This is a genomic window from Metabacillus dongyingensis (assembly GCF_019933155.2).
In the GTDB taxonomy this organism is placed as follows: Bacteria; Bacillota; Bacilli; order Bacillales; family Bacillaceae; genus Bacillus_P; species Bacillus_P dongyingensis.
The window spans coordinates 3,442,139-3,468,912 of record NZ_CP082944.1 but is presented as its reverse complement, the minus strand read 5'-3'; the positions used below and the strand labels follow the sequence as shown (position 1 = coordinate 3,468,912).

The window sequence follows — 26,774 nt, the reverse complement described above, 5'->3', positions numbered from 1 at the left end:
CCAAAAAGAATGGCAGGCGCAGCGATTGCTCCTGCTGTTTCTTATTTCAGAAAATAGAGGTGTTCAGCATGAAAAAGAGAGAAAAAGCAACTTTTGCCGGAGGATGCTTCTGGTGTATGGTGAAGCCGTTTGACGAGCAGCCTGGGATCATTGAGGTTGTTTCTGGCTATACAGGAGGAACCTTAGAAAATCCTTCTTATGAACAAATTAAAACAGGTGAAACAGGCCACCTGGAAGCTGTGGAAATTACATTTGAACCTGAAGTATTTTCATATGAAAGACTGCTCGAGTTATATTGGCCGCAAATTGATCCGACAGATGATGGCGGTCAGTTCTTTGACCGGGGCAGCCAGTACCGCACAGCCATTTTTTATCATACAGAAGAGCAAAAGCTAAGAGCAAAGCAGTCAAAAGCTGCGATTGAAGAGAGCGGGCGCTTTAAAAAGCCGATTGTAACTGAAATCCTGCCGGCAGCTCCTTTTTACCATGCAGAGGAATATCATCAAAAGTTTTATGCAAAAAATCCGGAGAAATATAAGCAAGAAAGAGAAGAATCCGGAAGAGAAGAATTTATAAAGAAAAATTGGAAGAAGTAAAAACAAAGCTCACTGCCTTATAACAAGACAGCGAGCTTTTTTGAAGTTTTTCATAACGTATTTTCGCTTTGTGCCGATAATAGTTTGTCAAAGTGTGCAGCAGGGTACCTTCCTTTCCACGGCCGCCTTTCTTGTTTAAGAGCAGATTAGGGTACTGATTCTTGCCTTCATCATAGGTCCCTTTCAGATTTAAAGGACAGTCGGAAAAAATGAACAGTGCCGCCATTTACCTGATGGGGCTTTTTTGGATTATATGATAAAATGGAAAGAGAACGATTGTTTGGAAAGAAGATGAATAAGATGAAAGAGCTAAGTGGACCAAGAGTAATTTTACATGTGGACATGAACAGCTTTTATGCATCTGTTGAAATGGCTTTTGAACCCGAACTTAGAGGAAAGCCGCTTGCAATTGCAGGAAACGTTGAAGAACGAAAAGGAATTGTGGTTACTTGCAGTTATGAAGCGAGGGCTAAGGGAGTGAAAACGACCATGCCGCTTTGGCAGGCGAAACGGCATTGTCCTGAACTAATTGTCCGAAAACCAAACTTTGACCGTTACAGAAAAGCCTCTAAAGCCATGTTCGGCCTTTTACGGGAGTTTACACATCTGGTAGAGCCCGTTTCAATTGATGAAGGATATATGGATTTAACGGAGTTTTTAAAGGAGGGCAACCCTCTTCAAATCGCTAAGACCATTCAGGACAGGCTGATGGAAGAGCTTTTGCTGCCGGCAAGCATTGGTGTAGCACCTAATAAATTTCTCGCCAAAATGGCATCCAACATGAAAAAACCCCTCGGCATCACTGTACTCAGAAAGCGGGAGCTGGCTAAGACCCTTTGGCCCCTTCCTGTAAGTGAAATGCATGGGGTTGGAGAAAAAACGGCCGAGAAATTAAAAACAATTGGTATTCAGACGATAAAAGACCTTGCAGGTGCTGATGCGATCGGATTAAAGCAGCTTCTCGGAATCAACGGCGAGCGCCTGAAAAAAAGAGCAAATGGAATAGATGAAAGAGAGGTAAACCCTGACTCCATCTATGATTTTAAAAGCATTGGAAACTCAACTACTTTATCAAAAGATACGACAGAGGCAAAAATCCTGTATGAAACTCTGAACCGTCTGTCACATTCAGTAAGCAGCAGAATGAAACGAAAGGATGTTCTCGGCACGAAAATCTTTACGACGATTCGTTATTCTGACCGAAGCACATATACTCGAAGTAAGAAACTGAATAACCCAATTGTTGAGACAGAGGATATTCTTACACATGCTAAAGCGCTGTTTGATAAGCACTGGACGGGTGAACCAATCCGGCTGCTTGGCGTAACATGCCAGGATCTCGTTCCGAAAGAAGATGCTTATAAGCAGCTGGATCTTTTTTCTTTTCAGGAGGACGCAAAAAAAGAACCTCTTTACAAAACGATTGAAGATATTAATAGAAAATATGGCGGCAGCATGGTGAAACGCGGGATGAAAGTGGACAAATCAGAAGATGATAAAACAAGCGGCACAAGTTTTAATAAAGATTTTTTAAGGGAATAATTAAGGCGCTTTACTTGATAAAAGCAAGGCTCCTGTGTTATTTTTACATGAAGAATCCATGTAACTGTATACATGAGCTCTGTATATAAAAAATAGATTGAGAAGGGAAGTAACATAATGTCAAAACAGCAAATTGGCGTCATCGGTTTGGCCGTCATGGGCAAAAACCTCGCTCTTAATATAGAAAGCCGCGGATATTCCGTATCGGTTTATAATCGTTCTTCTGATAAAACAGAGGAGATGCTGAAAGAAAACAGCGGTAAAAATCTGGTTGGTACATACAGCATTGAAGAATTTGTTCAGTCACTTGAAACTCCCCGCAAAATTTTACTGATGGTCAAAGCGGGCTTTGCAACAGATGCTACAATTGAACAATTGCTTCCTCATTTAGATAAAGGGGATATTTTAATTGACGGCGGAAACACGCTGTATACTGACACACAGCGCCGCAACAAGGACCTTGCCGAGAGCGGCATACATTTTATCGGCACTGGGGTATCCGGCGGTGAAGAAGGGGCACTTAAAGGGCCATCAATTATGCCTGGCGGCCAAAAAGAAGCATTCGATCTAGTAAAGCCTATTTTCGAAGCGATTTCTGCAAAAGTTGATGGTGATCCATGTACTACATACATCGGTCCTGATGGTGCAGGCCATTATGTGAAAATGGTCCATAATGGAATTGAATACGGCGACATGCAGCTGATTTCAGAAGCTTATTTTATTTTGAAAAATGTTCTTGGTCTATCTGCAGAGGAATTGCATGAAGTATTTGCGGACTGGAATCAAGGCGAGCTTGACAGCTATTTAATTGAAATCACAGCAGACATCTTCACTAAAACGGATGAAGAAACAGGAAAGCCGCTTGTTGACGTCATTTTAGATACTGCTGGCCAAAAAGGCACTGGAAAGTGGACAAGCAAAAGCGCCCTTGATTTAGGTGTTCCTCTGCCGATTATTACAGAGTCTGTTTTTGCACGATTCATTTCTGCCATGAAGGATGAGCGCGTGAAAGCAAGCAAAATCTTATCAGGACCTGCTGTTTCTCCTTTTGAAGGCGATAAGTCAGAACTGATTGAAGTTGTGCGCAAAGCTCTTTATATGAGTAAAATCTGTTCTTATGCTCAAGGCTTCGCTCAAATGAGAGCAGCTTCAGATGAATACAAGTGGGATCTTCAGTACGGCGATATCGCCATGATTTTTAGAGGCGGCTGCATCATTCGCGCTGCATTCCTGCAAAAAATCAAAGATGCATATGACCGTGATGCAAACCTTGCAAATCTGCTGCTTGATCCATACTTTAAAGAAATTGCAGAAAGCTACCAGGGAGCTCTTCGCAAAGTCTTAACGGTTGCGATTGAACAGGGAGTACCGGTGCCTAGCTTCTCAGCTGCGTTATCATACTATGACAGCTACCGGACAGAAACGCTTCCTGCCAACCTTATTCAGGCACAGCGCGACTATTTTGGAGCTCATACGTATCAGCGTACGGATAAAGAAGGTATCTTCCATACGGAATGGATGTCAAAATAAAAAAGAAAACACGGTGCCATCTGCGCCGTGTTTTCTTTTTATTTTCTCCTTATGATATCTGGGTAAAAAAGAAACAGAATGATTGAATGGGGTGAAAACGGATGCTTTATTTACTGGCCATCTTATTGCCGCCTGCAGCGGTGCTTTTTGTCGGAAAACCATTTCAGGCTCTCCTGAATTTAATATTAACTTTGATTTTTTATATTCCGGGAGCCATTCATGCGGTACTGGTTGTAAAAGATGCGAAGGCAGATAAACGAGCAAAAAAATATGGCACTCATTATTAATAGATAGGCCGGGCATGTAAGCGGATGTCCGGTTTTTTCGTGAATTCAAATTGGTTGACGATTTTGGATGGAGCGCGTATATTTCATTAGGTACACGAAATAAAAAGGCGGGATCACATGTCAGCTATCACAACAGAAATACTTATTGAAAAAAAAGAACATGGATTAGCCCACGAAACAAAGATTGTTTTGTTATGGAGCTTAACAGTCTGGCTTGTCGTAATGAACACGACAATGTTCAATGTAGCGCTGCCAAGTGTGTTAAATGACCTGAGCTTATCATCTGGAACAGCATCATGGATTGTATCCGGCTATTCGATTGCCTTTGCAATTTCCACTTTGACATACAGCCGCTTATCTGATTTTATTCCGATTTCAAAGCTGCTTTCTATTGGGTTAATCCTGCTTGGAATCTCGTCCATCATCGGATTTTTCTCAAACAATTTTTATATGCTTTTAACTGCCCGTGTTCTGCAGGCTGCAGGTGCAGGGGCTGTTCCTGGTCTTGCAATGGTTCTTGCAGGGAAATACATTCCTATATCAAGACGGGGAAAAGCAATGTCGCTTATTTCATCAGCTGCCTCTCTTGGTTTTGGTCTAGGTCCTGTTATAGGCGGAGCCATTACACAATATTTAGGCTGGCATTATCTTTTTTTAATTACGGGATTTGTCATCCTGCTTTTGCCGCTCTTTCAAAAACTCTTGCCGAAAGAAGATGCAAAGCAAGTCCACTTTGATTCTTTCGGAGGCTTGCTGACTGGACTTGGCGTTACTGGATTGCTGCTATTTTTATCAACGATGTCCATACCATTGCTTGCCGGCACAATCATTCTATTATTTATTCTCTGGAGACATGTGCATAAAGTCGACATACCGTTTGTCCAGCCGTCGCTTTTGCGTAATCGGCCATACTTGAAATTAGCCGGAGTCGGATTTTCTGCTTTTATTGTTCATTTCTCAACTCTGTTTTTAATGCCGATTATCCTGACAGTCATTTTTGAGAAAGATCCGGCTGCCATCGGAATGATTATCTTCCCGGGAGCTATTCTGTCTGCAGTCGCAGCTCAGTTTATTGGCCGGTTGATCGATAAGTTCGGAAATCTTCCGCTCATCTTTTTTGGTCATGCAGCACTGTTGATTTCAACCGTTATTCTGATCTTTTTCTCAGGCTTCTCACCTTACGCGATTTTAATTGCCTATATGTTTATGAGCACAGGTTTTTCAAGCTTAACATCAAGCATTGCAAATGAGGCAACCCGCATCCTTCCGAAAAAAGAAATTGGAGCGGGTATGGGTATGACACAGCTTGTGCAATTCTTTGGGGGAGCTTTCGGAGTTGCTCTCTCCGGGCTGTTTATTGAATGGCAGCACGGACTTGCACCTAAGCTGATTTATACTAATATTTTTGCAGGGCTAGCGGGACTAATCATATGCTCACTGACCGTTTTTCTTATGTATTATAAGAATAGTAAAAAGGATTTCAACTAAGCAGCCTCTCTGAGAGGAGGCTTTTTTTATTCAAAAATAAAACGCCTGGAATTTCCAGGCGTTTAAACTTTTTATTCTACAATATCTGTAATCGGCCACCAGTGGAAGCCGTCTTTTTCAAGCATTTCATCTGCTGCTTTCGGGCCCATTGAGCCGGAAGCATAGTTAGGAAAGTCTGCTTTTGCTGATTCCCACGCTTTAGAGATGGTATCAACATAGCTCCATGATAATGAAACCTCATCCCAGTGCGTGAAGTTTGTAGCATCTCCGCGCAGGCCATCGTAGATTAATTTTTCATAGGCTTCAGGCGTATTGAACTGATCGACACAATTGCTGCAGTAGTCGAGTTTGATCGGTTTCACATATGATCCGCCGCCTGATTCTTTTGCATTCAAATGAAGAGTAATGCCTTCATCAGGCTGAATATGAATGACGAGCAGGTTTGGATGCTTGCTGTCGACATCTTTGGAATATAGGTTCATCGGCAAATCTCTAAATTGAACAACAATCTTTGTGGATTTTGCCGCCATTCGCTTTCCAGTACGGATGTAGAATGGAACACCTGCCCATCTGAAGTTATCAATCATGACTTTGCCTGCCACGTATGTTTCTGTGTTGGATTCGGTATCCACATTGCTTTCCTCGCGGTAGCCAGGAACCGTTTTTCCTTCAGATTCGCCTTTACCATATTGTCCGCGCACGAAATAATCCGCAACATCTTTTTCCATCATTGGGCGAAGGGCTCGCATGACTTTCACTTTTTCAGAACGGATTTCATCTGTTTCAAGCTTAATCGGCGGCTCCATCGCCAGCAGGGCAACCATCTGCATAAGGTGATTCTGGACCATATCCCGAAGTGCGCCGGAGTTTTCATAGTAACGTCCGCGGTCTTCAACACCCAGCACTTCACTTGAAGTAACCTGGATATTTGAGATATAGCGGTTGTTCCAGACAGACTCAAACAATGCGTTTGAGAAACGGATCACTTCTATATTTTGGACCATTTGCTTTCCTAAGTAATGATCAATCCGGTAAATTTGATCTTCAGAAAAAGCTTCGCGGATTTCATCATTTAATTCCTGTGCTGAAGGCAGATTATGTCCAAACGGTTTTTCGATTACAAGTCGGCTCCAGCCCTCTGTTGCAGTTAATCCCTCTTTTTTAAGATTGCGTGCAATCGTTCCGAAGAATTCGGGTGCCATGGCCATGTAGAACATCCGGTTTCCCGGGATTTGATACTTGCTGTCCATATCGGACAGGATGCTTTTTAACTCTAAGTATGAAGATGGATTTGTCACATCAAACGGATGATAATAAAAGTGTGATGAGAATTCTTCAAGCTCTGATGATTGCTTAATAGATGATTGAATCGATTCACTGACATTTGAGCGGAATTCCTCATTAGTCCACGGTCTTCTGCCTACACCGACAACTGCGAAGTCAGCATCGATTTTCTTGCTGCGGTACAGGCGGTAGATGGAGGGGAAAAGCTTGCGTTTTGCAAGGTCTCCTGTTGCTCCGAATATTACGATAACTGCTTTTGGTTTTTGTTCCGTATTCATGTATTGAACCTCACTTTATATCAGCCGGATTTATTAAAAAGTATGTAACCTGTTCAAGTACTTAATTTTAATGCTAAAAATGAAGTAAATCAAACATTTAAGTTTATTTTCATACATAAGTAGTATGAACCAATTAATTAGAATACATAAATCGGAAAAAAAGATAAAAGATGAAATGAAAATTAATAAAAATTTCAAATAAACCTGTCGAAGGAAAGCTCCTTGTTTGATGTTAATCGAAATCTGCATTAACCAGCTTTTCGCATTAATTCAGGCGTTCTATTCTTTTAAAAGGATCGGTTGTCCAGGTTTCGCAGGGAACGGCTGATTTAGAGACCATGGCATCAAGTACACGGGGAACTAAGTGATCCCGGCTAATATAGTGTTTGATCGTTTCTTCCTCCAGTTCAAAAAAAGCCGCTTCCATGATTTCATCGGGCTGTTTTTCAAGTTTCCCGCTCTGCAGCTCAGCATGAAACACGATGTTTAAAATGCTGCCTGTCGCATTGAAATAAACTCCGCTTATGCCTGTTGGCTGAATAATAAACCCTGTTTCCTCATGAATCTCGCGGCAGAGGGCCTGCTCGAGCGGCTCGCCTTCTTCAACCTGGCCTCCTGGAAGCTCCCATGTGTCTTTTCGGTGGAATGTTTTCACAAGCAGCACTTCATTGTTTTTATTTGTAATGAATGCCGATACAGCCACGATATGTTTTGGAGTTTTCATAGAATCCCCTTTCTTCAAGTTATTTATATTCTTCTAAACCATTTAAATCCCTTTTCATTCTTCATATTTTCCGGGAAGTCATGTATTCTAATAGATAAGAAAATCGGACGAGGTGAAGCAATTTTGGATCTGCTGTTTTTAGGAACGGGTGCGGGAATGCCCGCAAAAGCAAGAAATGTCAGCTCAATCGCCCTGCGTCTTTTAGAGGAACGCAAAGCCGTCTGGCTGTTTGACTGCGGGGAGGCAACGCAGCATCAAATTTTATATACTTCAATAAAACCGAGGAAAATTGAAAAAATCTTTATAACACATATGCATGGCGATCATATATTCGGATTGCCGGGTTTTTTGGGGAGCCGTTCTTTTCAGGGCGGGGAAGAGCCTCTGACGATTTATGGTCCGGCCGGAATTAAAGAATATGTTCAGTCATCTCTTCAGCTTAGTTTTACACATTTAAAATATCCGCTTGAAATCGTTGAAATTGATGAAGGTCTTGTTTTTGAAGATGAGCAATTTACTGTTGAAGCGAAGAAACTGGAACACGGGGTTCCTTCATACGGGTACCGGATTACTGAAAAGGATGCTCCGGGCATGCTCCTTGTGGACAAGTTAAAAGAGGCAGGAGTAGGACCGGGGCCTGTTTATAAAAAATTAAAAGATGGCGAAACCGTTCAATTAGATGACGGCAGAGTGTTATCTGGCGCTGACTTTCTTGGAGCCCCTAAAAAAGGAAGAGTAGTGGCATTATTAGGAGATACGAGAACATGTCCGCAAATTCTGGATCTTGCACGAAACGCAGACATGCTTGTCCATGAGGCGACGTTCGGTGAGGAAGATGAACTGCTTGCATACCAGTATTTTCATTCCTCGACAACCCAGGCTGCAGCGGCTGCTTTAGAGGCAAACGCAAAAAAACTGGTTCTTACTCATATTAGTGCCCGTTATCAGGAAGACGATAAGGACACACTGTTAAGTGAAGCAGCCTCAATTTTTCCTGACACATCGGTTGCGGAGGATTTTTCATGTTTTGAAGTCGAGAGAGCAAATGACTAAAATCATATATGCTGTTCGGCATTGTCAGGCGAAGGGTCAGGCATTTGAAGATGAGCTTACAGATGAAGGGCTTATCCAGGCTTTAGGTCTTGCTGAGTTTTTTAAAGGACTTGAAGTTGACATAATCATCTCAAGTCCTTTTCTCCGTGCCATTCAAACGGCAGCTCCGCTTGCCGAAAAGAAAAATCTTGAACTGCGTCTTGATGAGCGCTTATCCGAAAGAGTGATGAGCGGAAAGAACATGGAGGATTGGAAAGACAGGCTTAAGGATACATTTGACGATCTGTCTCTTGCCTTTGAAGGCGGCGAGTCTAACCAATCGGGCTTAGAGCGGATTTGTTCTCTTCTGGCCGAGATTACTGCTGCAAAAGAAAATCATACAGTACTCGTCAGTCATGGAAATTTAACAACCCTGCTGCTCAGATCTTTTGATAATTCGTTCGGATATGATCACTTGATGAGCATGACGAATCCCGATGTGTTTAAAATTATTCTCAAGCACGATGGGAAAGCGGACATTCAGAGAATATGGAGTTGACAAAGTAGATAGAACCGGCTAAAATGATATTATCAAATCGTAACTATTACGTTTTATGATTTAGTAGGAGGAAATATGACATGAGAGTAAACGTAACCCTGCAATGCACTGAGACTGGTGACCGCAATTATATAACAAAAAAGAACAAACGAAACAATCCAGACCGCCTGGAATTGAAAAAATATTCACCCAGACTTAAAAAAGTAACCCTGCACCGCGAAACAAAATAATGATTTTAGGGAGGAACGGCATCAGATTTTGATGAAGTTCCTTTTTTCTTGCCTGAAAATAGCGAAATAGTGCAGATTATTTCCCTCTAAGGATAAAAGGAATACAGCTTAAAGGCCTAGAATATAAAAAATAACAGGAGACACTTGAAGAATGGGGGGATTTGGTGAATAAATACAAAGTAACCTTAGGTTTATTCATTTGTTTTGGTCTGGCCTTTGTCATCTGGTCAATGACAGAAATATCACAATCCTTCGATGAGCCTCTTGAAGCGCTGCAGCATACGAAACATGATCTGGAAGTAGTTATTCCAGCTTATAAAATAAACGATGAAGCCCTCTTCTTTTTTATTGACCAAAAGAATCATCTTGGAACGGCTTTTTTAAAAGAAGGAATTTATGGATGGAAAGCTGGGTCCATCTCAACAAATCCGCTCGAAGACCGTCAAGCTGAAAGTGAACTTTTAAATTATCATTTCTACGGAAACTCAATGATCTATGGTCTTCTCTCAGATGAGAAAGGATCTCTGGAAGTGAAAATAAACGGGGCCGAAGCACGAACTCTCCAAGTAGGGGGCATGCTGGAGAAAGAAATCGCCCAAAAATACAATCTGCAAAACACGGTCCTCTGGTATTTTCAGCAAGATGAGCTGGTGCCTGGAGGAGGAGAGGTTGAGCTTCTTCAGGATAACGTGAAACTGGTAGATGAAAAGGGATTTTAGCGATAGTTGAGAGGGGCTGATGCAGCTCTTCTTTTTATTGAATTTACATTTTCTGTACTGATTGCACAATCGTATTCCAAGGTGATCATTTATCAGGAGCAGTTAATAAATATAAAGTTCATCACAAACGACTTGGTGCTTGCTCTGAAGTGAAAGAAACAGGAAGAAAAGGTCTGGGTCCTGCAACTGGGTTTTCAACAAGGAAGGATGGAACGGAATTTGAAAAGGCATTAAGGTGATTGTAATTTTGTCTTGGTGCCAGAGAAAAGAGTAAATGAATGATATTCTGAAAAAAGCAGCCGTCATGGCTGCTTTTCCAATTATAAACTTAAAATATCTTTACCATCCTCGTGAATATTGCTTCGGAGCTTCAATTTCCGCCCCAAGCTCCATTGCTGCTGTCCGAGGCCAATACGGATCGCGCAGAAGCGCGCGTGCAAGGAAAATCAAATCCGCACGTTCGTTTCCGAGAATCTCATCTGCCTGGATTCCTGATGTGATGAGTCCGACCGCACCAGTGTCAATGCCTGCTCCTTCCCGGATGCGCTCGGCGAATTTTACTTGATATCCAGGGAAAACCTTTATATCTGCAGGCACTAAAGCCCCTGAGCTGACATCAATTAAATCAACGCCCTGTTCCTTCATCCAGGTGCTGAATTCCACATAATCTTCTACGTCTAATCCTTCAGGATGATAGTCTGTTGCGGATACCCTGACAAACAATGGGCCATCCCATACATCTTTTACTGCTTCTATCACTTCATGCAGGAAACGGTAGCGGTTTTCTTTGCTTCCGCCATATTCATCTGTCCGTTTATTTGACAAAGGGGACAGGAATTGATTGATTAAGTAACCATGCGCACCGTGAAGCTCAATGATATCGAATCCCGCTTTTTTAGCGCGGATCGCTCCGTCCTTAAATGCTTGAATGGTTTCAGAGATCTGTTTCTTCGTCATTGCAGCGGGTGTTTTCATTTTTTCATTAAAAGCAAGTGCTGAAGGAGAAATGATTTCACCTTCTAAAACAGCCTTTCGTCCCGCATGTGCAAGCTGGATGGCTGTTTTTGCCCCGTATTGCTTCATGCCGTCTACAAGCTTTGCAAGTCCATCTGCATGTTCATCGTTCCAAATCCCTAAATCCTGAGGGGAGATTCTTCCTTGAGGAGTGACAGATGTTGCTTCTATCATGATCAGTCCGGCACCGCCGACTGCCCGGCTGATATAGTGTGTCATGTGAAAATCTTCAACCATGCCGCCTTCGCGATGGGAAGAATACATACACATTGGAGACATCACTATGCGATTTTTCAGTGTGACATTTTTTACGGTATATGGTGTGAATAAATGGTTTTTCATCTAGCTTTGCCTCCCTGAAATGAATTTCATAAAAAGTATAACAGCTTTAAATGCATACTTCATTCAAGTTGCCTGACACCTCTTTTAATAATTGCGAAAATTCTATAGAATAGAAACAGCATTTATTATAGGAGGTCTCATCATGAATTCAAAATGGCAATCAAAACAGCAGCTGACGGAACTTTTAACAGGCCTAGTGAACCTTGCAAGCATTACAGGATCAAAAGATGAGATTGCACTTGCACAGCATCTTTATTATTTACTGAATGATTTTCCTTATTTTAAAGAAAATCCTGATTTTCTTCAGCTGCATCCGCTGGCTGATGGACGGTATTTTCTGACTGCGCTTGTAAAAAGCAAGAAGCAGACAGACGAAACCGTTCTTTTATTGAGTCATTTTGATGTTGTTGATGTGAAAGATTATGGTCACCTGCAGCATTTAGCGTTCCATCCCCACGAATTAACGAAGGAGCTGCTGAATTCAGCTGATCTGCTGCCTCCTCATGTAAAAGAAGATATTGAAACAGGCGACTGGCTGTTTGGCCGGGGCACAATGGATATGAAAGCGGGTCTGACCGTACAGCTTGGAATGCTTGAGCAAGCAATGGCTGGTGAGTTTGATGGGAATCTCCTTTTGGTGACCGTTCCTGATGAAGAAGTGAATTCTGCCGGTATGCTTGGCGCGGTACCTGTTTTGAAAGATCTGAAAAACCAGTTTAACCTTTCATACCGGGCATGCGTAAACTCGGAACCAATGTTCTCGAGATATCCAAACGATGAGAATTATTATGTATACTCGGGTTCAATCGGCAAAGTGCTTGCGGGATTTTACTGCAGCGGAGTTGAAACCCATGTTGGGGAGCCTTTTTCAGGATTAAACGCAAACTTGATGGTATCAGAGCTTAACAGGCTGCTTGAACTGAATGAACGCTACAGCGAAAATGCGGATGACGAAGTTACACCTCCGCCGATGAATCTGATGCAAAAGGATTTAAAGGAAGAGTATTCGGTGCAAATTCCGCATGAAGCCGTTACGCTTTTTAATATTTTAACAATGAAACGCAGCATGCTTGAGCTGCATGATATGCTTTTGAAAACAGCAGAGGAAGCGGCAAACAATATTGAGCGCTTCTATGACGAGAAAGCAAGACGCTACAGCCAGTCTGTCACATATACACCTGCGTCCTATCAAGTAACCGTTATGTCCTATGATGACCTGCTTGAGTACGCTGTGAAGAAAGTCGGAGAGGCTGAAGTGAACAGACATATTCATTATTTAAAAGCCAACCGCGGGGATCTGGATGACCGCCATTTCACAAATAAAATTGTCTCTGGCTTATCCGGCTTGTGCAAGGAGCTTGCGCCTTTGATTGTTGTTTTTTACAGTCCGCCGTTTTATCCGTCTGTTTCTTCAAAAGAGGATGATTTTATACAAGGAATTCTTTCAGAGGTTCAAAGCTATGCGAAGGATCAGTTCCAGATTTCACTCAAGAATCAGCAATATTTTGCCGGACTTTCAGATTTAAGCTTCCTGCAGATCAGAGAAAGCGAAGAATCCATCCGTGAGCTGACTGCCAACATGCCGATTTACGGGGACCATTATCAGCTTCCTCTTGAGGAAATCAAAGCCCTGAACATACCCGTTTTAAATGTCGGGCCATTCGGCAAGGATCCTCACAAATGGACGGAGCGTCTGCATCTCCCATATTCTTTTGAAACGTGTCCAAAGCTGCTTTCCTTTACACTGAAGAGGATTTTTGAGAAGAAATAGGGGGCGTTTAAATGTTTTGAAGGAGTCTTTAAATGACTGGTTTTAACACTCCGCCTTGGCGTAAAAACAGCATCCAGCCCTCTGACTCTTTAAAACTGAAAAAAGAGACTGGCCTGATCTTTCCATGATCGGGATCAGCCTCTTTTTTTAGTTTAATGGGAATGTGTTCGGTTTTCTTCAGCATGTATGTGATTCTTGTATTCCTGGACTGCTGCATGCTCATCACCATTCAATAACAATTGAGCAAACTCCAGAGCATGAGAATTCTTCAAAACAGAATACCCCGTTTCTCATTCTTTTTCTTTTTCTATTAAAAGCGAGCGGGTGCAAGCATCTAAATAAGAGAAATAAGCTGACACTGTCCCTTCAACTTCAGCAGAGGGGAGCACTTCTTTACGCTTATCGTTTTAGAGAAGGGGTAAACTGCAAATCCCTCCGCCGTGTCTATCATGCGGGAACGATTTTTATATATTGCAATGAGTTCATCAGCCTTTTTATCCGTCACATATTTTATCCCTTGTAAAATTATGACCTGCCTGACCTTGTCTTTTTCCTGCATGAAATCTCTTTAAATATGCTCTTTTAATGCATTTTTTGCAAAGATCTCTCTGAGCTCTTGCGATCGCTCAGTCGCTCTGTTAATACAGGCAGCAATGGCTTCGCTGACTTGATATTCCTCCAGTTTTTCTATGCCGGCTTCAGTCGTGCCCCCAGGACTTGTTACTTCTTTTCGGAGGAGCGCAGGCTCTTTTGGTGAACTAAGGAGCATTTCTGCTGCCCCGAGCAGGGTCTGCGCAATCAATGCTTTCGCTGTCTCTTTTTCAAGGCCGGTTTCTGCGGCTGCTTTTTCAAGCGCTTCTGCGATGTAATAAACGTAAGCAGGACCGCTTCCGGAAAGACCTGTTACAGCATCAAGCTGATGTTCTAAAACACGGGTAACGGTCCCGATTGCTTCAAAAAGACCGGTTGCCTGCTTCAGCTGATCCGCTGTTACCGCTGAATTGCATGCAAGTGCTGTTGCCGATCTCTGAATCGCAGCCGATGTATTTGGCATCGCCCGGATTATGGACAGCTCTTTTCCGAAAAGTTCCCGGATGGTTTCACTCGAGATGCCGGCGAGGACGGAAATAATGACCTGACTGCTGTCCACATAATCCCTGATGCTTTCAATTCCTGCTTTTACATCTTTTGGTTTCATTGCAAGGATAATTATAGAAGCACCTTCAACTGTTTCTTGTTTGTTTTTTGTAACCGAAACCCCGTAAGCCTGATTGAGACAGGACAGCCGTTCAATGCTTGAGCGATTTGTGACTTTTATATGTTCAGGGAGGCAGACACCGCCGCTGATTAATCCATTAATGATGGCTTCTGCCATTGAGCCTGCACCTACAAATGCGATGTGTTTCATGTGAATTCCTCCTGATTTTGAAAAATAAAAAAACCTTTTCATCCAATTAAAAATAAAGGACGAAAAGGTTTCCGCGGTACCACCTTCATTGGGAAATGCATGATGCATGACCCCAACTTAATATCCCGTAACGAGGGATCACGTCAAGTTTGCCTGAGAGCTCACAGGGCAGGTTCAATCAGCAAGAGGACGGTGAAACCTTTCAGCCGGCGGATTTCACTCTCTGGTTATCATTGCTTGATTTACTATTCCTGTTCATTGCTCAATCTATATTCATTTCCTGCATTCGTGCATTAAAGTGATTTGTTCATCATTATGCTAGGTTGGACATGTGTTTGTCAAGCGGATTTTTTTCCTATTTCTGCAATGAATTATTTGAAAATAATGACACATTTGCAGTGAACGTGTAAAATAAGCTTTATAATTAATGAATATACATTCATAAGTCATGCGTTGAATATATTAGACTTATATAAAAATAACAAATGAGGAAGATGGTATGAAAACAAAATCAGATATGATCATCAAATTAACCTTGCCGACTCCTTTTCCAGTAGGAGATGTGAATGTATACCTTGTAAAAGGAGATAGGCTGACACTGATTGATGCCGGACCTAAAACACCAGAAGCCCTCACTGCCCTGAATACTCAAATGGAGCAGGCGGGATACAGGATTGAAGACATTGAACAGGTCATCCTGACGCATCATCATCCAGATCATGTCGGGCTGCTTGATTACCTGCCCCAATCGGTGGATGTGACCGGGCATCCATATAATGCGCCTTGGATCATGCAGGATGAGTCATTTATGGCTTCTCAAAAAGAATTCTTTATGAAACTGTTCACGGAATTTGGCATTGATGAGCGGCTGCTTCCTTATTTGGCTCAGTTTGATTCGTCGATGAAATATGCATGCAAACGGAACTTAACATCATCTCTCAGGGAAGGAGACTCTGTTCCTGGCATGGACGGCTGGCATGTGATTGAAACCCCGGGACATGCCCAAACGCATATCGCCCTTTACCGTGCGGAGGATGGCCTGATGTTTGGCGGCGATCATCTTCTTCAGCATATTTCGGCAAATCCGCTGCTTGAGCCTCCAATGGATGGGGGAGAGCGGCCAAGACCTCAGATCCAATTTAATGAATCATTTAGATCCCTGCTGAAAATTCCAATTTCAAACGTATTTTCAGGACATGGGGAAACGGTGCTGCAGCCGCATGAACTCATTCGCTATCGCTTGAAAAAACAGGAGGAACGTGCATTTGAAGTGCGCGGCTATATAAAAGAAAAACCGATGACAGCATTTGAAGCTTGTCAGAGGCTCTTTCCGCATCTTTATAAAAGACAAATGATGCTCACTATGTCGGAAACGGTTGGACAGCTGGATTATTTAGAGGCATTGGGAGTAATTAAAGGGCATATGGAGGGAGCAAAGAAAATTTATTCTTGCTGAGGTGTACGAAATGAATGAAAGACTGAAAAACCGCTACGTAGTCATAACAGGAGCGTCAGGCGGAATTGGCGAAAAAATGGCGGTGCTTGTGGCTAAGAGCGGCGGACATCCCATTTTACTTGCGAGAAGATCGGACCGTTTGGCTGCTGCTGCTGAACACATTACAAAAAATTACCAGGTTTCTTGTCTTTACTATCAGCTCGATGTCAGTGATCTGAATGCTGTTCAGCAGACATTTGACCAGATGATGAATGACATTCCGCAAATTGATGTTCTGGTTAATAATGCCGGATTCGGTATTTTCAACACTGTTCTGGATGCTACTCTTGAGGAAATGAAATCGATGTTTGAAGTGAACGTCTTCGGCTTAATCGCATGCACAAAAATGGTGCTTCCTTCCATGAAGAAGCGAAACGATGGCCACATCATCAATATCGCTTCACAGGCAGGAAAGCTTGCCACGCCTAAATCAAGCTTATATGCTGCTTCCAAGCATGCCGTGCTCGGGTTTACAAACAGCCTGCGGATGGAGCTTTTAGAAACGAATATTCATGTCACATCGGTTAATCCTGGCCCTATTAAAACGGACTTTTTCGAAATCGCCGACCAAAGCGGCAACTATGTAAAAAATGTGGAGCGTTTTATGCTGAATCCTGATAGGGTGTCAGAGAAGATTGTGGGCTCCATGCTCTCTGACAGGCGTGAAATTAACTTGCCCGGCTGGATGAATGCGGGCAGCAGCTTTTATCAGCTTATGCCCCGTTTGTTTGAAAAAGTGGCGGGGAAGGCGTTATCAAGGAAATAAAACAAAACCGGCCCATCGGCCGGTTTTGTGCTTTTACAGGAGAATTCCGGATAATAACATTGTGCTGTTCGCTTGCCGGCTGAATTTCTCTGCTTGCGGTATTCGGCTGACAAACGGCAGAAGCAAAAAAAAACGCTTTGGCTGATTAAAATCCGAAAACGGCTGAAAGATTTGCAAAAACGGCTGTGAAAATCCTCATTTCGGCTGTATGATACAAGCGGCTGGGTCAAACCTGCCCTTTTCTGTTGAGTTCTTATCTCCCTGCCATATCTGAATGGCCTGTTCCGCTTTTCTGACTATAGCTCCTGATTCGTCACATATCCATACACAACATCCTCAACTACTTCAAACCATTCCGTTTCTTCCTGCTGCTTTTTTTCTATTACTTTTGCCACAAGATCATGTGCTTCTTTTTCACTAAGCGATCCCTCTAGCTCATATTGCTGAAAGGATTGCTGAATCATTTTATAAATCCATTTTTCATCCATGTTCCACCTCTTCTTACACATGATTATAAGCGGGTTTTCAGCGGATGCCAAGCCGGTGTTTTTAGGAGTATAGGATCTATAAAATTTTACGTATTGTCCAGCTCCGCCGCCCAACTCTTCGGCCAGAACGGATTCGTCAGCAAAGTTATCTGACTCCCGGAGTTAAACGGGCGATTACGCTTTTTGCGGGAAAAACTACCATTGAAATCGAACGTATATTCGCTTACTATTAATCATACAATAGAAACGAACATATATTCTGTCATGAGGAGTAAGAACTATGATTGAGGATTACAGTCAATTTCCAAAACGAAAAATTCTGTGCATTGACATGAAAAGCTTTTATGCAAGCTGCGCAGCGGTCCTGTATGGACTCGATCCGCTGACATGCCATTTAGCTGTTGTCGGCGATACAGAGCGGCAGGGGAGTATTGTGCTTGCAGCTTCACCTTGTCTGAAAAAGGAATTTGGCATTAAAACCGGATCTCGTTTGTTCGAAATTCCAAAAGATCCCCGCATTCGCATTGTAAATGCAAAGATGGCCTCCTTTGTCCGGATCTCAACCGAGCTTACGCGTCTCTTCCACCGGTACGTTCCAAAGGATGCCATCCATACGTACAGTGTGGACGAGAGCTTTATTCAAGTCGATGGAGTCGAGGGGATATGGGGAGATGCCTGGACCATTGCAGACAAAATCAGAGATGATATGGAACGCGAATTTTCCCTCCCGTGTGCGATTGGCATCGGTCCTAATATGCTGCTCTCTAAAATCTGCCTTGATTTAGAGGCGAAGAAAAAAGGAATTGCGGAATGGACGTACGATGATGTGAAGGAAAAGCTCTGGAAGGTCGCGCCGCTCCGGGAAATGTGGGGCATCGGCAGCCAGGTTGAAAAAACACTGAACCGGATGGGAATCTTTAATGTGGGGCAGCTTGCGCGTCATCCGCTTGAGGTCCTGGAGAAGAAATTCGGCATTATGGGAAATCAGCTCTATTATCATGCCTGGGGCGTTGACCTGTCTGAAATTGGTGCACCGATTCTGCAGGGGCAGATCAGCTTCGGCAAAAGCCAGATTTTAATGAGGGACTATCCCGACCCGAAAGAAGTGAAGCATGTCATCCTTGAGATGTGCGAGGAAGTCGCAAGAAGAGCACGCAGCCACCGGAAAGCGGGCAGAACAGTCAGCCTTGGGATCGGCTACAGTCACGATGAACTTGGAGGCGGATTTCACCGCTCCCGGACGATGCGCCAGCCAACCAATATCACAATGGAGCTTTACGAAACATGCATCGCATTATTTGATCAATTTTATGCAAATAAAACCGTCCGGAAAATTTCAATTGCTCTGTCCAATATTGAAGATGATGCCGAAATGCAGCTGGATTTGTTTCAGCCTAACCGTGAAAAAGAACAGATCCTCGGTTATGTGATGGACTCCATTCGGGGAAAATACGGCTCAGATGCCCTGCTGCGCGCCGTTTCCTATACAACCGCCGGCACCGCGAGGCACCGCGCCAAGCTTGTCGGCGGACATAAAGCTTAACAAAAGGAGGGATCGTCATGATTCGGGACCGGGGCAATATCAAATGGACATCCATGATGCTGCCTGAGCATGTGAAAATTTTACGGGAGCTTGAGATCGAACAGGGATATGCAGCCAAGCCTGCGGTGGATGAGCAGCAGCTGGAGCATTTCAATGAATTGATCAGTCTTGCCATGGAAGAAAACCGTGAGCTTGCTTTTACGTACTATGAAAATCATGGTTTCCATGTGCAGGAAGGATATGTGCATTATGTAGATCCGATCCGCGGATGCATTCGGATCGTGAATGGAGAAGAAGCCCGCTTTGATCTGCCATTGAACAAAATAACAGATATCCGCGAGAAATAGACTGTCTTTTGAGACAGTCTTTTTTGGTTTTGCAATTTGACTAATGAAAATGGCAATTCAGCTATAAAAATCAGAAGTTTGGCTAATAAAAATCTCGAAACGGCTAATAAAATCAGGTTTTTCGCTATAAAACTTTTTCAACATAGTGAATTTATCAGCGGCCTTATTCAGCGCGCACAACTGACTGAAACGTCCCCTTGTGAGATCCATCACAAAACGGCATCCTCTTTGATAACCCGCAGCGGCAAAGGGAAAAGCTTTGTTTCGTTTGAAACACGCTGCCCTCTGCATCAACTAATTCCACATCACCGGTGACACGGAGCGATCCATTATCATTCACTTTAATTTGAACTTTATCCATCTTTTATAACCTCCTTTTTTCTATACACACAAGTATTCATTCGGGCATTCCAATGTGACAAAGCAAGCTCTCATCCCGCATTAACGGGCAGTAATATCCCCGACTCCATGTTTTATGGCTCTATAAAGTAATCAGTGGGGAAACCTGCCCGTAAAAGCCCGATTGGTTCAACTAATCATCAAAAAGGGCAAAATCATCCCTTTTTGATGAATTTTCACCTTATGCGTGTTTTGGAAACTTATGATAAAATGACCGTAAGCAAGCTGAAATGAGGAGACATAGATGATGGAAATAAAATGGACAGATCGAGCAATCAAAAAAATTTCAGGGAACGTACAGAAGAATTCAGGTAAGCACATCAAACTAAAATATGATACAGACGGCTGCGGCTGCGTTGTCAGCGGTGTTACGGCACTTTGGCTCATAGATGAAAAAGACAGTGATGATCTGGAAATCGAAACAAATGCATTTTCAGTTCTTGTTGAGAAATCTAAAATGGTTTTCTTAGATGAAAAAATGACCATCGATTTTAATGAAACAGCAAACACATACATGCTGACATGTCCTTCGCAAATCTTGAATCCCCGCATGAGCTTGACAGTAAAGTGAGGTGGAGAAAAAGATGAAGGATCGCTTAACGTCACTTAAAAATATTGCATTGAATAAAACATGGGTTTCCTTTTTAAACAGCAATCATCCTTATACACTGCTTCATTGGTCCATCGGCGGCGTATACGAGGATAAGAAAGATGTCTGGCTTCTGCAGGATGAAATGACCTTTGAGGCAAAAGAGTTCGCCACAATTGACGAAGCCATCGCCTATATGGGTGAAAACATGAAAGAAATAACAGATGTTCTTGGTTAAAACGAAATGCCCGGATTCAGGGCCCTGAATCCGGGCATTTCTCTTATAGCTTGGCAGTATGCCGTTTTTTCTTCAATTCCTCAAAAAACTCATCAATGATGCGTTCATATTCTTCCCGGTTTTCGGTATAGGACATAGCATGCGCACCTTTTTCAGCAAAGTAAATCTTTTTGAAGCCAGGCTTTTTATCAAACAATTGCTGTGTCATTGCAGCTGGTATGTAATCGTCGTCCTTGCTGTGAATAAATAAAACAGGATGATGGATACGGTCAATTACAGCAATGGGGGAGACATCCTGCAGAGAATAGCCGTCGCGGAGTTTAAGAAAGCGTCTTGCGATCGGCATAACCAGGTAACCCGGAAGTTTAAAATCGGATTTTAAGCGGTACAGCAGCTGCTCCTGTAAATCAGAAAATGGGCAATCGGCAATATAATAATCAGCCCCGTCTTCAACCAGGCCTGCATAAAGCAGCGTGGTAACAGCTCCCATTGATTCTCCGTGAATGCCGAGATGCAGTTCATCGCCAACCCGATCTTTCAGCCAGTGCACAACAGACTGGAGATCAAATTTTTCATAATGCCCAAAGCTCGTCGTTTTACCGCCCGTTTCCCCGTGTCTCCGGTGATCATAGATCAGCACGTTCATACCCCTGTTTAAAAAGAGCTTCATGTACTTGATGGAATTATACCGGTTCATCGTGACCCCGTGGCAAATAATCACATACGAATAGGTTTTATGAGGGGCGATAAGCATGCCTTTAATGTCATAGCCGAATTTCGAAGGGATGGAAACTTCAATTTTGTTATAAGAATCAAATTCCTTCTCATCGTAATGTCCGTCCTTTTTTTCACGGTCAATAATTTCTTTATCCGTCTTCTTTTTCATGTACATCATCTGATTGGTAAAAAAGAATCCCACGATAAAAATGTAGGAGAGAACAATGCCTGCTCCGATCAGCCATTTTTTCATATGCATTTTCCTCTCAAAGGTTATGAAATTATTTTAGCATGAGAAAAGCCGGACGGGAAATAAGGATAGTCGCATTTCAGGCAAAAAAAACAAGCCAGGACGGCTTGCTGCATGATCACTGTTCAGAATTTTGACGCTTTGTCGGATGTACAGCCTTTTCCATTTCTTCAAACGCCATCGTTTTCTTTACGGTATCAGCATTTGGTTTTCCTTTTTGACTTTTAGAACTTTTTTCTTGTGACATGAGACCTCGCTCCTTTCTATAATCCTAACGTTTGGAAAAAGAAGAGAAATTATACGGCTAAAATGAAACATCCTGCTATCCAATACGTTTAAAGAGGAGGGAGCGTGAAAACATGAAAGCATTGGGAACTGGAATTGTAATTGCATGTATAGCGGGTATCATCAGTTTTGCTGCAAAGAATCTTCAATCGTTTTTCATCATGATGTCCGGGGGTGTCCTCATTTGCTACGGGATCTGATCCTGCTGACAAATGCATTTCTCAGCGGAGACCCAGCTGTTTTTATTAGGTTTGCCAAGCTGTGCTGCCGCCATTGTTTCCGCATTTCTTACTTAACCGCATTCTCCCGTTTGCTCAGCTGATACTGTTTGCTTTGAATCGCTCCTGCAAGATGGGGCTCAATCACTTCTACTGCTTTTAAAAGCTGATTCATCTCAATCCCAGTCTCAATGTTCATAGTCTCCAGCATATGAAGAACATCTTCAGTCGCTGCATTTCCAGTGGCGCCCGGTGCAAACGGACAGCCTCCAAGTCCGCCGGCAGAAGTGTCAAACCTGTCTACTCCAGCCTGCAAAGCAGCATAAATATTCGCAAGTGCCATGCCGCGCGTATCATGAAAATGAGCCGTCAGCAGCGTGTCAGGAAATTGAGCTTTCAAGCGGGAAAAAAGCTCATAAACCTCAAGAGGATTCGCCATTCCAATTGTATCAGCCACACTTAAATCATCCACTCCGGCATCAGCAAACTGCTGACAAATGTTCAGAACAGCATCAGGATGAATTTTTCCTTCATACGGACAGTAGAAAGCAGTGGAAACACATGCCCGAATAAAGTATCCTTCTGCTTTTAACTCGCGGATTTGAGGCAGAAGCTTTTCCATGCTTTCTTTCGTTGTTGAATTAATATTCTTTAAATTAAAGGACTCGCTTACACCCACGAAGAAGGCTATATTCAGGCACTTTGCCTCTATTGCCCGCGCCACGCCTTTTTTGTTCGGAGTCAGCACAAGATTCCGGCTCTCATCCGTGCAGTATTTAATAATATCTCCCGCATCCTTCAATTGGGGAACCCACTTTGGAGAAACAAACGATGTCAGCTCCATTTCCTTAAATCCTGCTTTTTTTAACTCCTTGATAAACTGAACCTTAATATCGGTCGGAATTTCATTTTTTTCATTTTGAAGCCCATCACGGGGGCCAACTTCAATTAATGTCACCTGTTCAGGAAGATTCAACTTGAAGCACCAGCCTTTCTAAAATGAGTGTGTCAGATAGATGCCTGCAGCCGATCGTTCGGCACAGCCTGAATGCATTTCCTGTTTGCGGGGCGTAACAGGGGATTCCGCAGCGAACGCCACCGCAATAACGAAAGTCTCGGAATAAAACGAGAAAGTCTCGGGAAAAACCGAAAAAGTCATGGAATAAATCGAGAAAGTCTTGGAATAAATCGAGAAAGTCTTGGAATAAATCGAGAAAGTCTTGGGATTAATTACAAAAGTGTCGAATTATCGACTTTCACTTCAATTGGCCTATTCCAGTTGATTCTTTTCTGTCGTATCCTTATCTGCCTGTCGGGGCTGAACGGGCGATTCCGCTTTTCGTGTTGTCTAGCTCCACCTCCTAACCCCTCGGTCAGAATAAATTCCCCCAAAAAGTCAAAACCGGACTTTTCGAGTGAATTCTTATCTGCCTGTCGGGGCTGAACAGTCGGTTCCGCTTTTCTATGAAAGGGTTTACATATTTCTATATTAGTAGTTTACTAGCATTAGATGCAAATGAAATTTGAATCTTGAAAATTTTGAAGGAATTTATCTTTATTTAGCGAAACCAATCTATGAACCAATGAAAAAAGGGGATGAATGAGAAAATGAGCAACAATGAAGTGGTCATCGTAAGTGCAGTCCGTACGGCAATTGGAAGTTTTGGGGGATCGCTGAAGGGTGTATCTGCTCCTGAGCTTGGAGCTATCGTTATTAAGGACGCTCTCGAAAAAGCGGGATTAAAAGGGGAGCAGGTGGACGAGGTCATTATGGGGAATGTCCTTCAGGCAGGCCTTGGCCAAAATCCTGCACGACAGGCAGCTATTAAAGCAGGATTGCCGGAAAACATTCCTTCTATGACAATCAATAAAGTTTGCGGTTCAGGGCTGAAAACGGTTCACCTTGCTGCACAGGCTATACTGTCTGGAGATGCTGATATAATCGTAGCCGGCGGAATGGAAAATATGAGCCAGGCACCGTACATATTAAAAAATGCACGCGACGGATTTAAAATGGGTGATCAAAAGCTGATTGACACAATGGTTTCCGACGGGTTAACGTGTGCTTTCAACAATTATCATATGGGAGTAACCGCGGAAAATTTATGCGATAAATATGAAATTTCAAGAGAAGAGCAGGATGAATTTGCTGCCTGGAGCCAGAAAAAGGCAACAGATGCGATCCAGGCTGGAACGTTCAAAAATGAAATTACGCCAGTAGTTATCCCGCAGCGCAAAGGAGATGCCGTCACATTTGATACGGACGAGTTTCCGCGAGCGGGTTCAACAGCTGAAAAGCTTGGAGGATTGCGGGCTGCTTTCAAAAAAGACGGATCAGTAACAGCCGGCAATGCATCTGGAATAAATGATGGTGCAGCTGCCGTAGTTGTGATGAGCCGGAAAAAAGCGGAAGAGCTTGGCATTCAGCCGCTGGTTAAAATTACAGCCAACGGCAACGCTGGCGTAGATCCAAGCATCATGGGGATTGGACCGGTTGCAGCAGTGCAAAAAGCCTTTAAGAAGAGCGGACTCAGCATGAAGGATATTGATCTTGTTGAAGCAAATGAAGCTTTCGCAGCACAATCCATTGCGGTTGACCGCGAACTTCATTTTGATAAAGAAAAGCTGAATGTAAACGGAGGGGCAATTGCTCTTGGACATCCGATCGGAGCAAGCGGTACAAGAATCCTTGTTACACTCATTCACGAAATGAAACGCAGAGATGCAAAACGCGGATTGGCGACACTTTGCATCGGCGGGGGACAAGGCGTAGCAACAATCATAGAAAATCTATAATTCCGGGGTGAAATAAATGAAAACGGTGAATACATCTTTTACAGACGCAGTGAAAGACATTAAAGACGGATCAACATTAATGGTTGGCGGGTTTGGCTTATGTGGAATTCCTGAGAATTTGATTCTTGCTTTAGTAGAAACAGGCGTAAAAGATTTAACGATCATCTCTAACAATTGCGGAGTAGATGACTGGGGTCTTGGCCTGCTTCTTAAAAATAAGCAAATCAAAAAAATGATCAGCTCATATGTTGGTGAAAACAAAGAATTTGAACGCCAGGTTCTTTCCGGGGAAATTGAAGTGGAACTTGTCCCGCAGGGAACGCTCGCTGAAAAAATCCGGGCAGGCGGTGCGGGTATCCCTGCTTTCTACACGCCTGCAGGTGTAGGCACGCCAATCGCAGAAGGTAAAGAGACGCGCAGCTTCGGGGGAAAAGAGTATTTGCTGGAAGAAGCGCTAACGGCAGATTTCAGTCTTGTCCGTGCGTGGAAGGCAGATAAGATGGGCAATTTGCTTTACAATAAAACAGCTCAAAACTTCAATCCGATGATTGCGGCAGCCGGAAAAGTAACGATTGCTGAAATTGAAGAACTTGTAGAAGCTGGAGAGATTGATCCAAGTGAGATTCACACTCCAGGCATATATGTACAATCATTGATACTCGGTGAACAGCAAAAACGCATTGAACGGTTAACGGTTCAAAAGATAGGATGACAGGAGGCAAAGCGATGATACAGGATAAAGTAGGAGTACGTGAAAAAATTGCAAGAAGAGCAGAACAGGAGATTGAAAACGGTTTCTATGTCAACTTGGGAATCGGCATGCCGACACTTGTTGCCAATTATATCAGCGAAAACAAACAGGTTGTTCTTCAATCTGAAAATGGACTTCTTGGAATTGGACCCTATCCGAAAGAAGAAGATGTGGACCCTGACTTAATTAATGCCGGAAAAGAAACGGTAACGGCTATTCCGGGTTCTGCTTATTTTAACAGTGCTGAGTCATTCGCCATGATCCGCGGAGGACACGTCAATGTGGCTATTCTCGGGGGAATGGAAGTATCCGAAACAGGAGATCTCGCAAACTGGATGATTCCAGGCAAGATGATAAAAGGAATGGGAGGTGCCATGGATTTAGTTCATGGCGCAAAAAGAATCATTGTCATCATGGAGCATGTAAACAAAAAAGGCGAACCAAAAATTCTGAATGAGTGCACATTGCCTCTTACGGGGAAACAGGTTGTCCACCGCATTATTACAGATCAGGCTGTCATAGATGTGACAGAGCTTGGACTAAAGCTTGTTGAAGTGGCAAAAGGCTACACGATCGAAGATATCAAAAAATCTACAGAGCCTGCGCTGATTATCGGAGACGATGTAAAACTCGATGCTTATTAAAAGGGTCAAATCGCTTTCTATAAACCACCTTTCTTGTATATAATGAAAGGATACGGGAGTGATCATCATGGCTAAAAAACAAAAAAAACAGCAAAGACCTCAGCCTAAAAAAACTGACGATAGCCTAAACTTAAAGAATCATATTGAGTCTGACTTGTTCCAGAAGCTTTCAAACATGAAAAAAGGTTTGCTGGAAGAACAGGAGCAGAAGGCAGAGCAAGAACGCCTTCAAAAAATCAAAGAGAAAAAAGAAAAAGAAAAGAACAAAAGCTTTGAAGAGCTGCTTAATGACAGCAATATGAATTGGTCTGATTATAAATGACTGGATGGTAGAGACTCCGCAAAATGGAGTCTTTTTTTGTGTGTGTGTTTTTGCTGTGACATTAATTACTTCTTGTTTAGAAACATTTTTAGAGGATCAACTACAGATTTTCCTGTTGCTGC

Annotated in this window: 32 protein-coding genes; 21 read left to right on the top strand and 11 right to left on the bottom strand. The window is 42.9% G+C overall.

Features of this window, described 5'->3' with window-relative positions:
• Positions 1-68 precede the first annotated feature (68 nt).
• The 5 genes from msrA (at position 69) to K8L98_RS17125 (ending at position 5,443) form a co-directional block, all read left to right on the top strand.
• Positions 69-596, top strand: a complete 528-nt coding sequence (gene msrA / locus K8L98_RS17145; RefSeq protein WP_223436538.1) for a peptide-methionine (S)-S-oxide reductase MsrA — start codon at positions 69-71, stop codon at positions 594-596.
• A 300-nt stretch (positions 597-896) separates the two neighbouring features.
• On the top strand, positions 897-2,138 hold the full coding sequence (locus tag K8L98_RS17140) for a DNA polymerase IV (protein WP_223436536.1): 1,242 nt from the start codon (positions 897-899) through the stop codon (positions 2,136-2,138).
• A gap of 117 nt (positions 2,139-2,255) precedes the next feature.
• Positions 2,256-3,668, top strand: coding sequence for an NADP-dependent phosphogluconate dehydrogenase (gene gndA, locus K8L98_RS17135; RefSeq protein WP_223436534.1), 1,413 nt, complete (start codon positions 2,256-2,258; stop codon positions 3,666-3,668).
• A 101-nt stretch (positions 3,669-3,769) separates the two neighbouring features.
• Positions 3,770-3,955 carry a YqaE/Pmp3 family membrane protein gene (locus K8L98_RS17130; protein ID WP_223436532.1) on the top strand — a complete coding sequence of 62 codons (186 nt, stop codon included), beginning with the start codon at positions 3,770-3,772 and terminating at the stop codon, positions 3,953-3,955.
• Between the two features lie 117 nt (positions 3,956-4,072).
• Complete coding sequence (locus K8L98_RS17125; RefSeq protein ID WP_223436530.1) at positions 4,073-5,443, top strand: MFS transporter; 1,371 nt, start codon at positions 4,073-4,075, stop codon at positions 5,441-5,443.
• Between the two features lie 71 nt (positions 5,444-5,514).
• On the opposite strand, the gene zwf is transcribed toward K8L98_RS17125, so the two are convergent.
• Complete coding sequence (gene zwf / locus K8L98_RS17120; RefSeq protein WP_223436528.1) at positions 5,515-7,005, bottom strand: glucose-6-phosphate dehydrogenase; 1,491 nt, start codon at positions 7,003-7,005, stop codon at positions 5,515-5,517.
• A 265-nt stretch (positions 7,006-7,270) separates the two neighbouring features.
• Positions 7,271-7,729, bottom strand: a complete 459-nt coding sequence (locus tag K8L98_RS17115) for an NUDIX hydrolase (RefSeq protein ID WP_223436526.1) — start codon at positions 7,727-7,729, stop codon at positions 7,271-7,273.
• Positions 7,730-7,852: 123 nt separating this feature from the next.
• Between K8L98_RS17115 and rnz the strand changes: the two genes are divergently transcribed.
• The 4 genes from rnz (at position 7,853) to K8L98_RS17095 (ending at position 10,269) form a co-directional block, all read left to right on the top strand.
• A complete protein-coding gene (gene rnz, locus K8L98_RS17110; protein ID WP_223436524.1) occupies positions 7,853-8,782 on the top strand; it encodes a ribonuclease Z in 930 nt (309 codons plus the stop codon).
• A complete protein-coding gene (locus K8L98_RS17105; protein ID WP_223436522.1) occupies positions 8,775-9,320 on the top strand; it encodes a histidine phosphatase family protein in 546 nt (181 codons plus the stop codon). Before rnz ends, K8L98_RS17105 begins: the two co-directional genes overlap by 8 nt.
• A gap of 80 nt (positions 9,321-9,400) precedes the next feature.
• Positions 9,401-9,550, top strand: coding sequence for a 50S ribosomal protein L33 (rpmG, locus tag K8L98_RS17100; RefSeq protein ID WP_070876717.1), 150 nt, complete (start codon positions 9,401-9,403; stop codon positions 9,548-9,550).
• 164 nt (positions 9,551-9,714) lie between these two features.
• Positions 9,715-10,269 carry a hypothetical protein gene (locus K8L98_RS17095; RefSeq protein WP_223436520.1) on the top strand — a complete coding sequence of 185 codons (555 nt, stop codon included), beginning with the start codon at positions 9,715-9,717 and terminating at the stop codon, positions 10,267-10,269.
• Between the two features lie 339 nt (positions 10,270-10,608).
• Here the strand turns inward: K8L98_RS17095 and namA are convergent, their stop codons facing one another.
• Positions 10,609-11,625 carry an NADPH dehydrogenase NamA gene (gene namA, locus K8L98_RS17090; protein WP_223436518.1) on the bottom strand — a complete coding sequence of 339 codons (1,017 nt, stop codon included), beginning with the start codon at positions 11,623-11,625 and terminating at the stop codon, positions 10,609-10,611.
• Positions 11,626-11,767: 142 nt separating this feature from the next.
• Between namA and K8L98_RS17085 the strand changes: the two genes are divergently transcribed.
• Positions 11,768-13,396 carry a M20/M25/M40 family metallo-hydrolase gene (locus K8L98_RS17085; protein ID WP_223436516.1) on the top strand — a complete coding sequence of 543 codons (1,629 nt, stop codon included), beginning with the start codon at positions 11,768-11,770 and terminating at the stop codon, positions 13,394-13,396.
• Positions 13,397-13,424: 28 nt separating this feature from the next.
• Here K8L98_RS17085 and K8L98_RS17080 read toward each other — a convergent pair whose 3' ends face one another.
• The 3 genes from K8L98_RS17080 to proC form a co-directional block, all read right to left on the bottom strand.
• A complete protein-coding gene (locus K8L98_RS17080; RefSeq protein ID WP_223436514.1) occupies positions 13,425-13,613 on the bottom strand; it encodes a hypothetical protein in 189 nt (62 codons plus the stop codon).
• Between the two features lie 117 nt (positions 13,614-13,730).
• Positions 13,731-13,955, bottom strand: a complete 225-nt coding sequence (locus K8L98_RS17075; RefSeq protein ID WP_223436513.1) for a hypothetical protein — start codon at positions 13,953-13,955, stop codon at positions 13,731-13,733.
• Positions 13,956-13,964: 9 nt separating this feature from the next.
• Positions 13,965-14,804: a pyrroline-5-carboxylate reductase gene (proC, locus tag K8L98_RS17070; protein WP_223436511.1), complete on the bottom strand. Its 840-nt coding sequence runs from the start codon at positions 14,802-14,804 to the stop codon at positions 13,965-13,967.
• A 499-nt stretch (positions 14,805-15,303) separates the two neighbouring features.
• Between proC and K8L98_RS17065 the strand changes: the two genes are divergently transcribed.
• Complete coding sequence (locus K8L98_RS17065) at positions 15,304-16,260, top strand: MBL fold metallo-hydrolase (protein ID WP_223436508.1); 957 nt, start codon at positions 15,304-15,306, stop codon at positions 16,258-16,260.
• Between the two features lie 10 nt (positions 16,261-16,270).
• A complete protein-coding gene (locus K8L98_RS17060; protein WP_223436506.1) occupies positions 16,271-17,065 on the top strand; it encodes an SDR family NAD(P)-dependent oxidoreductase in 795 nt (264 codons plus the stop codon).
• Between the two features lie 296 nt (positions 17,066-17,361).
• On the opposite strand, the gene K8L98_RS17055 is transcribed toward K8L98_RS17060, so the two are convergent.
• Positions 17,362-17,553, bottom strand: coding sequence for a YqzH family protein (locus K8L98_RS17055; RefSeq protein WP_223436504.1), 192 nt, complete (start codon positions 17,551-17,553; stop codon positions 17,362-17,364).
• Positions 17,554-17,833: 280 nt separating this feature from the next.
• Here K8L98_RS17055 and K8L98_RS17050 point away from each other — a divergent pair, with 280 nt between their 5' ends.
• Positions 17,834-19,096, top strand: a complete 1,263-nt coding sequence (locus K8L98_RS17050) for a Y-family DNA polymerase (protein WP_223436501.1) — start codon at positions 17,834-17,836, stop codon at positions 19,094-19,096.
• Between the two features lie 17 nt (positions 19,097-19,113).
• A complete protein-coding gene (locus K8L98_RS17045) occupies positions 19,114-19,443 on the top strand; it encodes a YolD-like family protein (RefSeq protein ID WP_223436499.1) in 330 nt (109 codons plus the stop codon).
• Between the two features lie 163 nt (positions 19,444-19,606).
• On the opposite strand, the gene K8L98_RS17040 is transcribed toward K8L98_RS17045, so the two are convergent.
• The gene (locus tag K8L98_RS17040) at positions 19,607-19,804 is read right to left on the bottom strand and encodes a CDGSH iron-sulfur domain-containing protein (protein WP_223436497.1); all 198 of its coding nucleotides are present in this window, start codon (positions 19,802-19,804) and stop codon (positions 19,607-19,609) included.
• A 285-nt stretch (positions 19,805-20,089) separates the two neighbouring features.
• Between K8L98_RS17040 and K8L98_RS17035 the strand changes: the two genes are divergently transcribed.
• Positions 20,090-20,413 carry an iron-sulfur cluster biosynthesis family protein gene (locus K8L98_RS17035; RefSeq protein ID WP_223436495.1) on the top strand — a complete coding sequence of 108 codons (324 nt, stop codon included), beginning with the start codon at positions 20,090-20,092 and terminating at the stop codon, positions 20,411-20,413.
• 13 nt (positions 20,414-20,426) lie between these two features.
• Positions 20,427-20,669: a DUF2552 family protein gene (locus tag K8L98_RS17030; RefSeq protein ID WP_070876733.1), complete on the top strand. Its 243-nt coding sequence runs from the start codon at positions 20,427-20,429 to the stop codon at positions 20,667-20,669.
• A gap of 43 nt (positions 20,670-20,712) precedes the next feature.
• Here the strand turns inward: K8L98_RS17030 and K8L98_RS17025 are convergent, their stop codons facing one another.
• Together K8L98_RS17025 and K8L98_RS26605 are read right to left on the bottom strand one after the other, a co-directional pair.
• On the bottom strand, positions 20,713-21,639 hold the full coding sequence (locus tag K8L98_RS17025) for an alpha/beta hydrolase (protein ID WP_223436493.1): 927 nt from the start codon (positions 21,637-21,639) through the stop codon (positions 20,713-20,715).
• 115 nt (positions 21,640-21,754) lie between these two features.
• Positions 21,755-21,883: a hypothetical protein gene (locus K8L98_RS26605; RefSeq protein WP_275976716.1), complete on the bottom strand. Its 129-nt coding sequence runs from the start codon at positions 21,881-21,883 to the stop codon at positions 21,755-21,757.
• Between the two features lie 112 nt (positions 21,884-21,995).
• Between K8L98_RS26605 and K8L98_RS26600 the strand changes: the two genes are divergently transcribed.
• Positions 21,996-22,121, top strand: a complete 126-nt coding sequence (locus K8L98_RS26600; RefSeq protein ID WP_275976715.1) for a hypothetical protein — start codon at positions 21,996-21,998, stop codon at positions 22,119-22,121.
• Positions 22,122-22,209: 88 nt separating this feature from the next.
• Here K8L98_RS26600 and K8L98_RS17020 read toward each other — a convergent pair whose 3' ends face one another.
• Entirely contained in the window at positions 22,210-23,115 is a 906-nt protein-coding gene (locus K8L98_RS17020) for a hydroxymethylglutaryl-CoA lyase (RefSeq protein WP_223436491.1), read from the bottom strand.
• 632 nt (positions 23,116-23,747) lie between these two features.
• On the opposite strand from K8L98_RS17020, the gene K8L98_RS17015 reads away from it, so the two are divergent.
• The 4 genes from K8L98_RS17015 to K8L98_RS17000 all read left to right on the top strand — a co-directional run bounded on the left by K8L98_RS17015 (position 23,748) and on the right by K8L98_RS17000 (position 26,652).
• Positions 23,748-24,935, top strand: a complete 1,188-nt coding sequence (locus K8L98_RS17015; RefSeq protein WP_223436489.1) for an acetyl-CoA C-acetyltransferase — start codon at positions 23,748-23,750, stop codon at positions 24,933-24,935.
• 16 nt (positions 24,936-24,951) lie between these two features.
• On the top strand, positions 24,952-25,647 hold the full coding sequence (locus K8L98_RS17010; RefSeq protein WP_223436487.1) for a CoA transferase subunit A: 696 nt from the start codon (positions 24,952-24,954) through the stop codon (positions 25,645-25,647).
• 14 nt (positions 25,648-25,661) lie between these two features.
• A complete protein-coding gene (locus K8L98_RS17005; protein WP_223436485.1) occupies positions 25,662-26,330 on the top strand; it encodes a CoA transferase subunit B in 669 nt (222 codons plus the stop codon).
• A 67-nt stretch (positions 26,331-26,397) separates the two neighbouring features.
• Entirely contained in the window at positions 26,398-26,652 is a 255-nt protein-coding gene (locus tag K8L98_RS17000; protein ID WP_223436482.1) for a DUF3886 domain-containing protein, read from the top strand.
• Positions 26,653-26,774 lie beyond the last annotated feature (122 nt).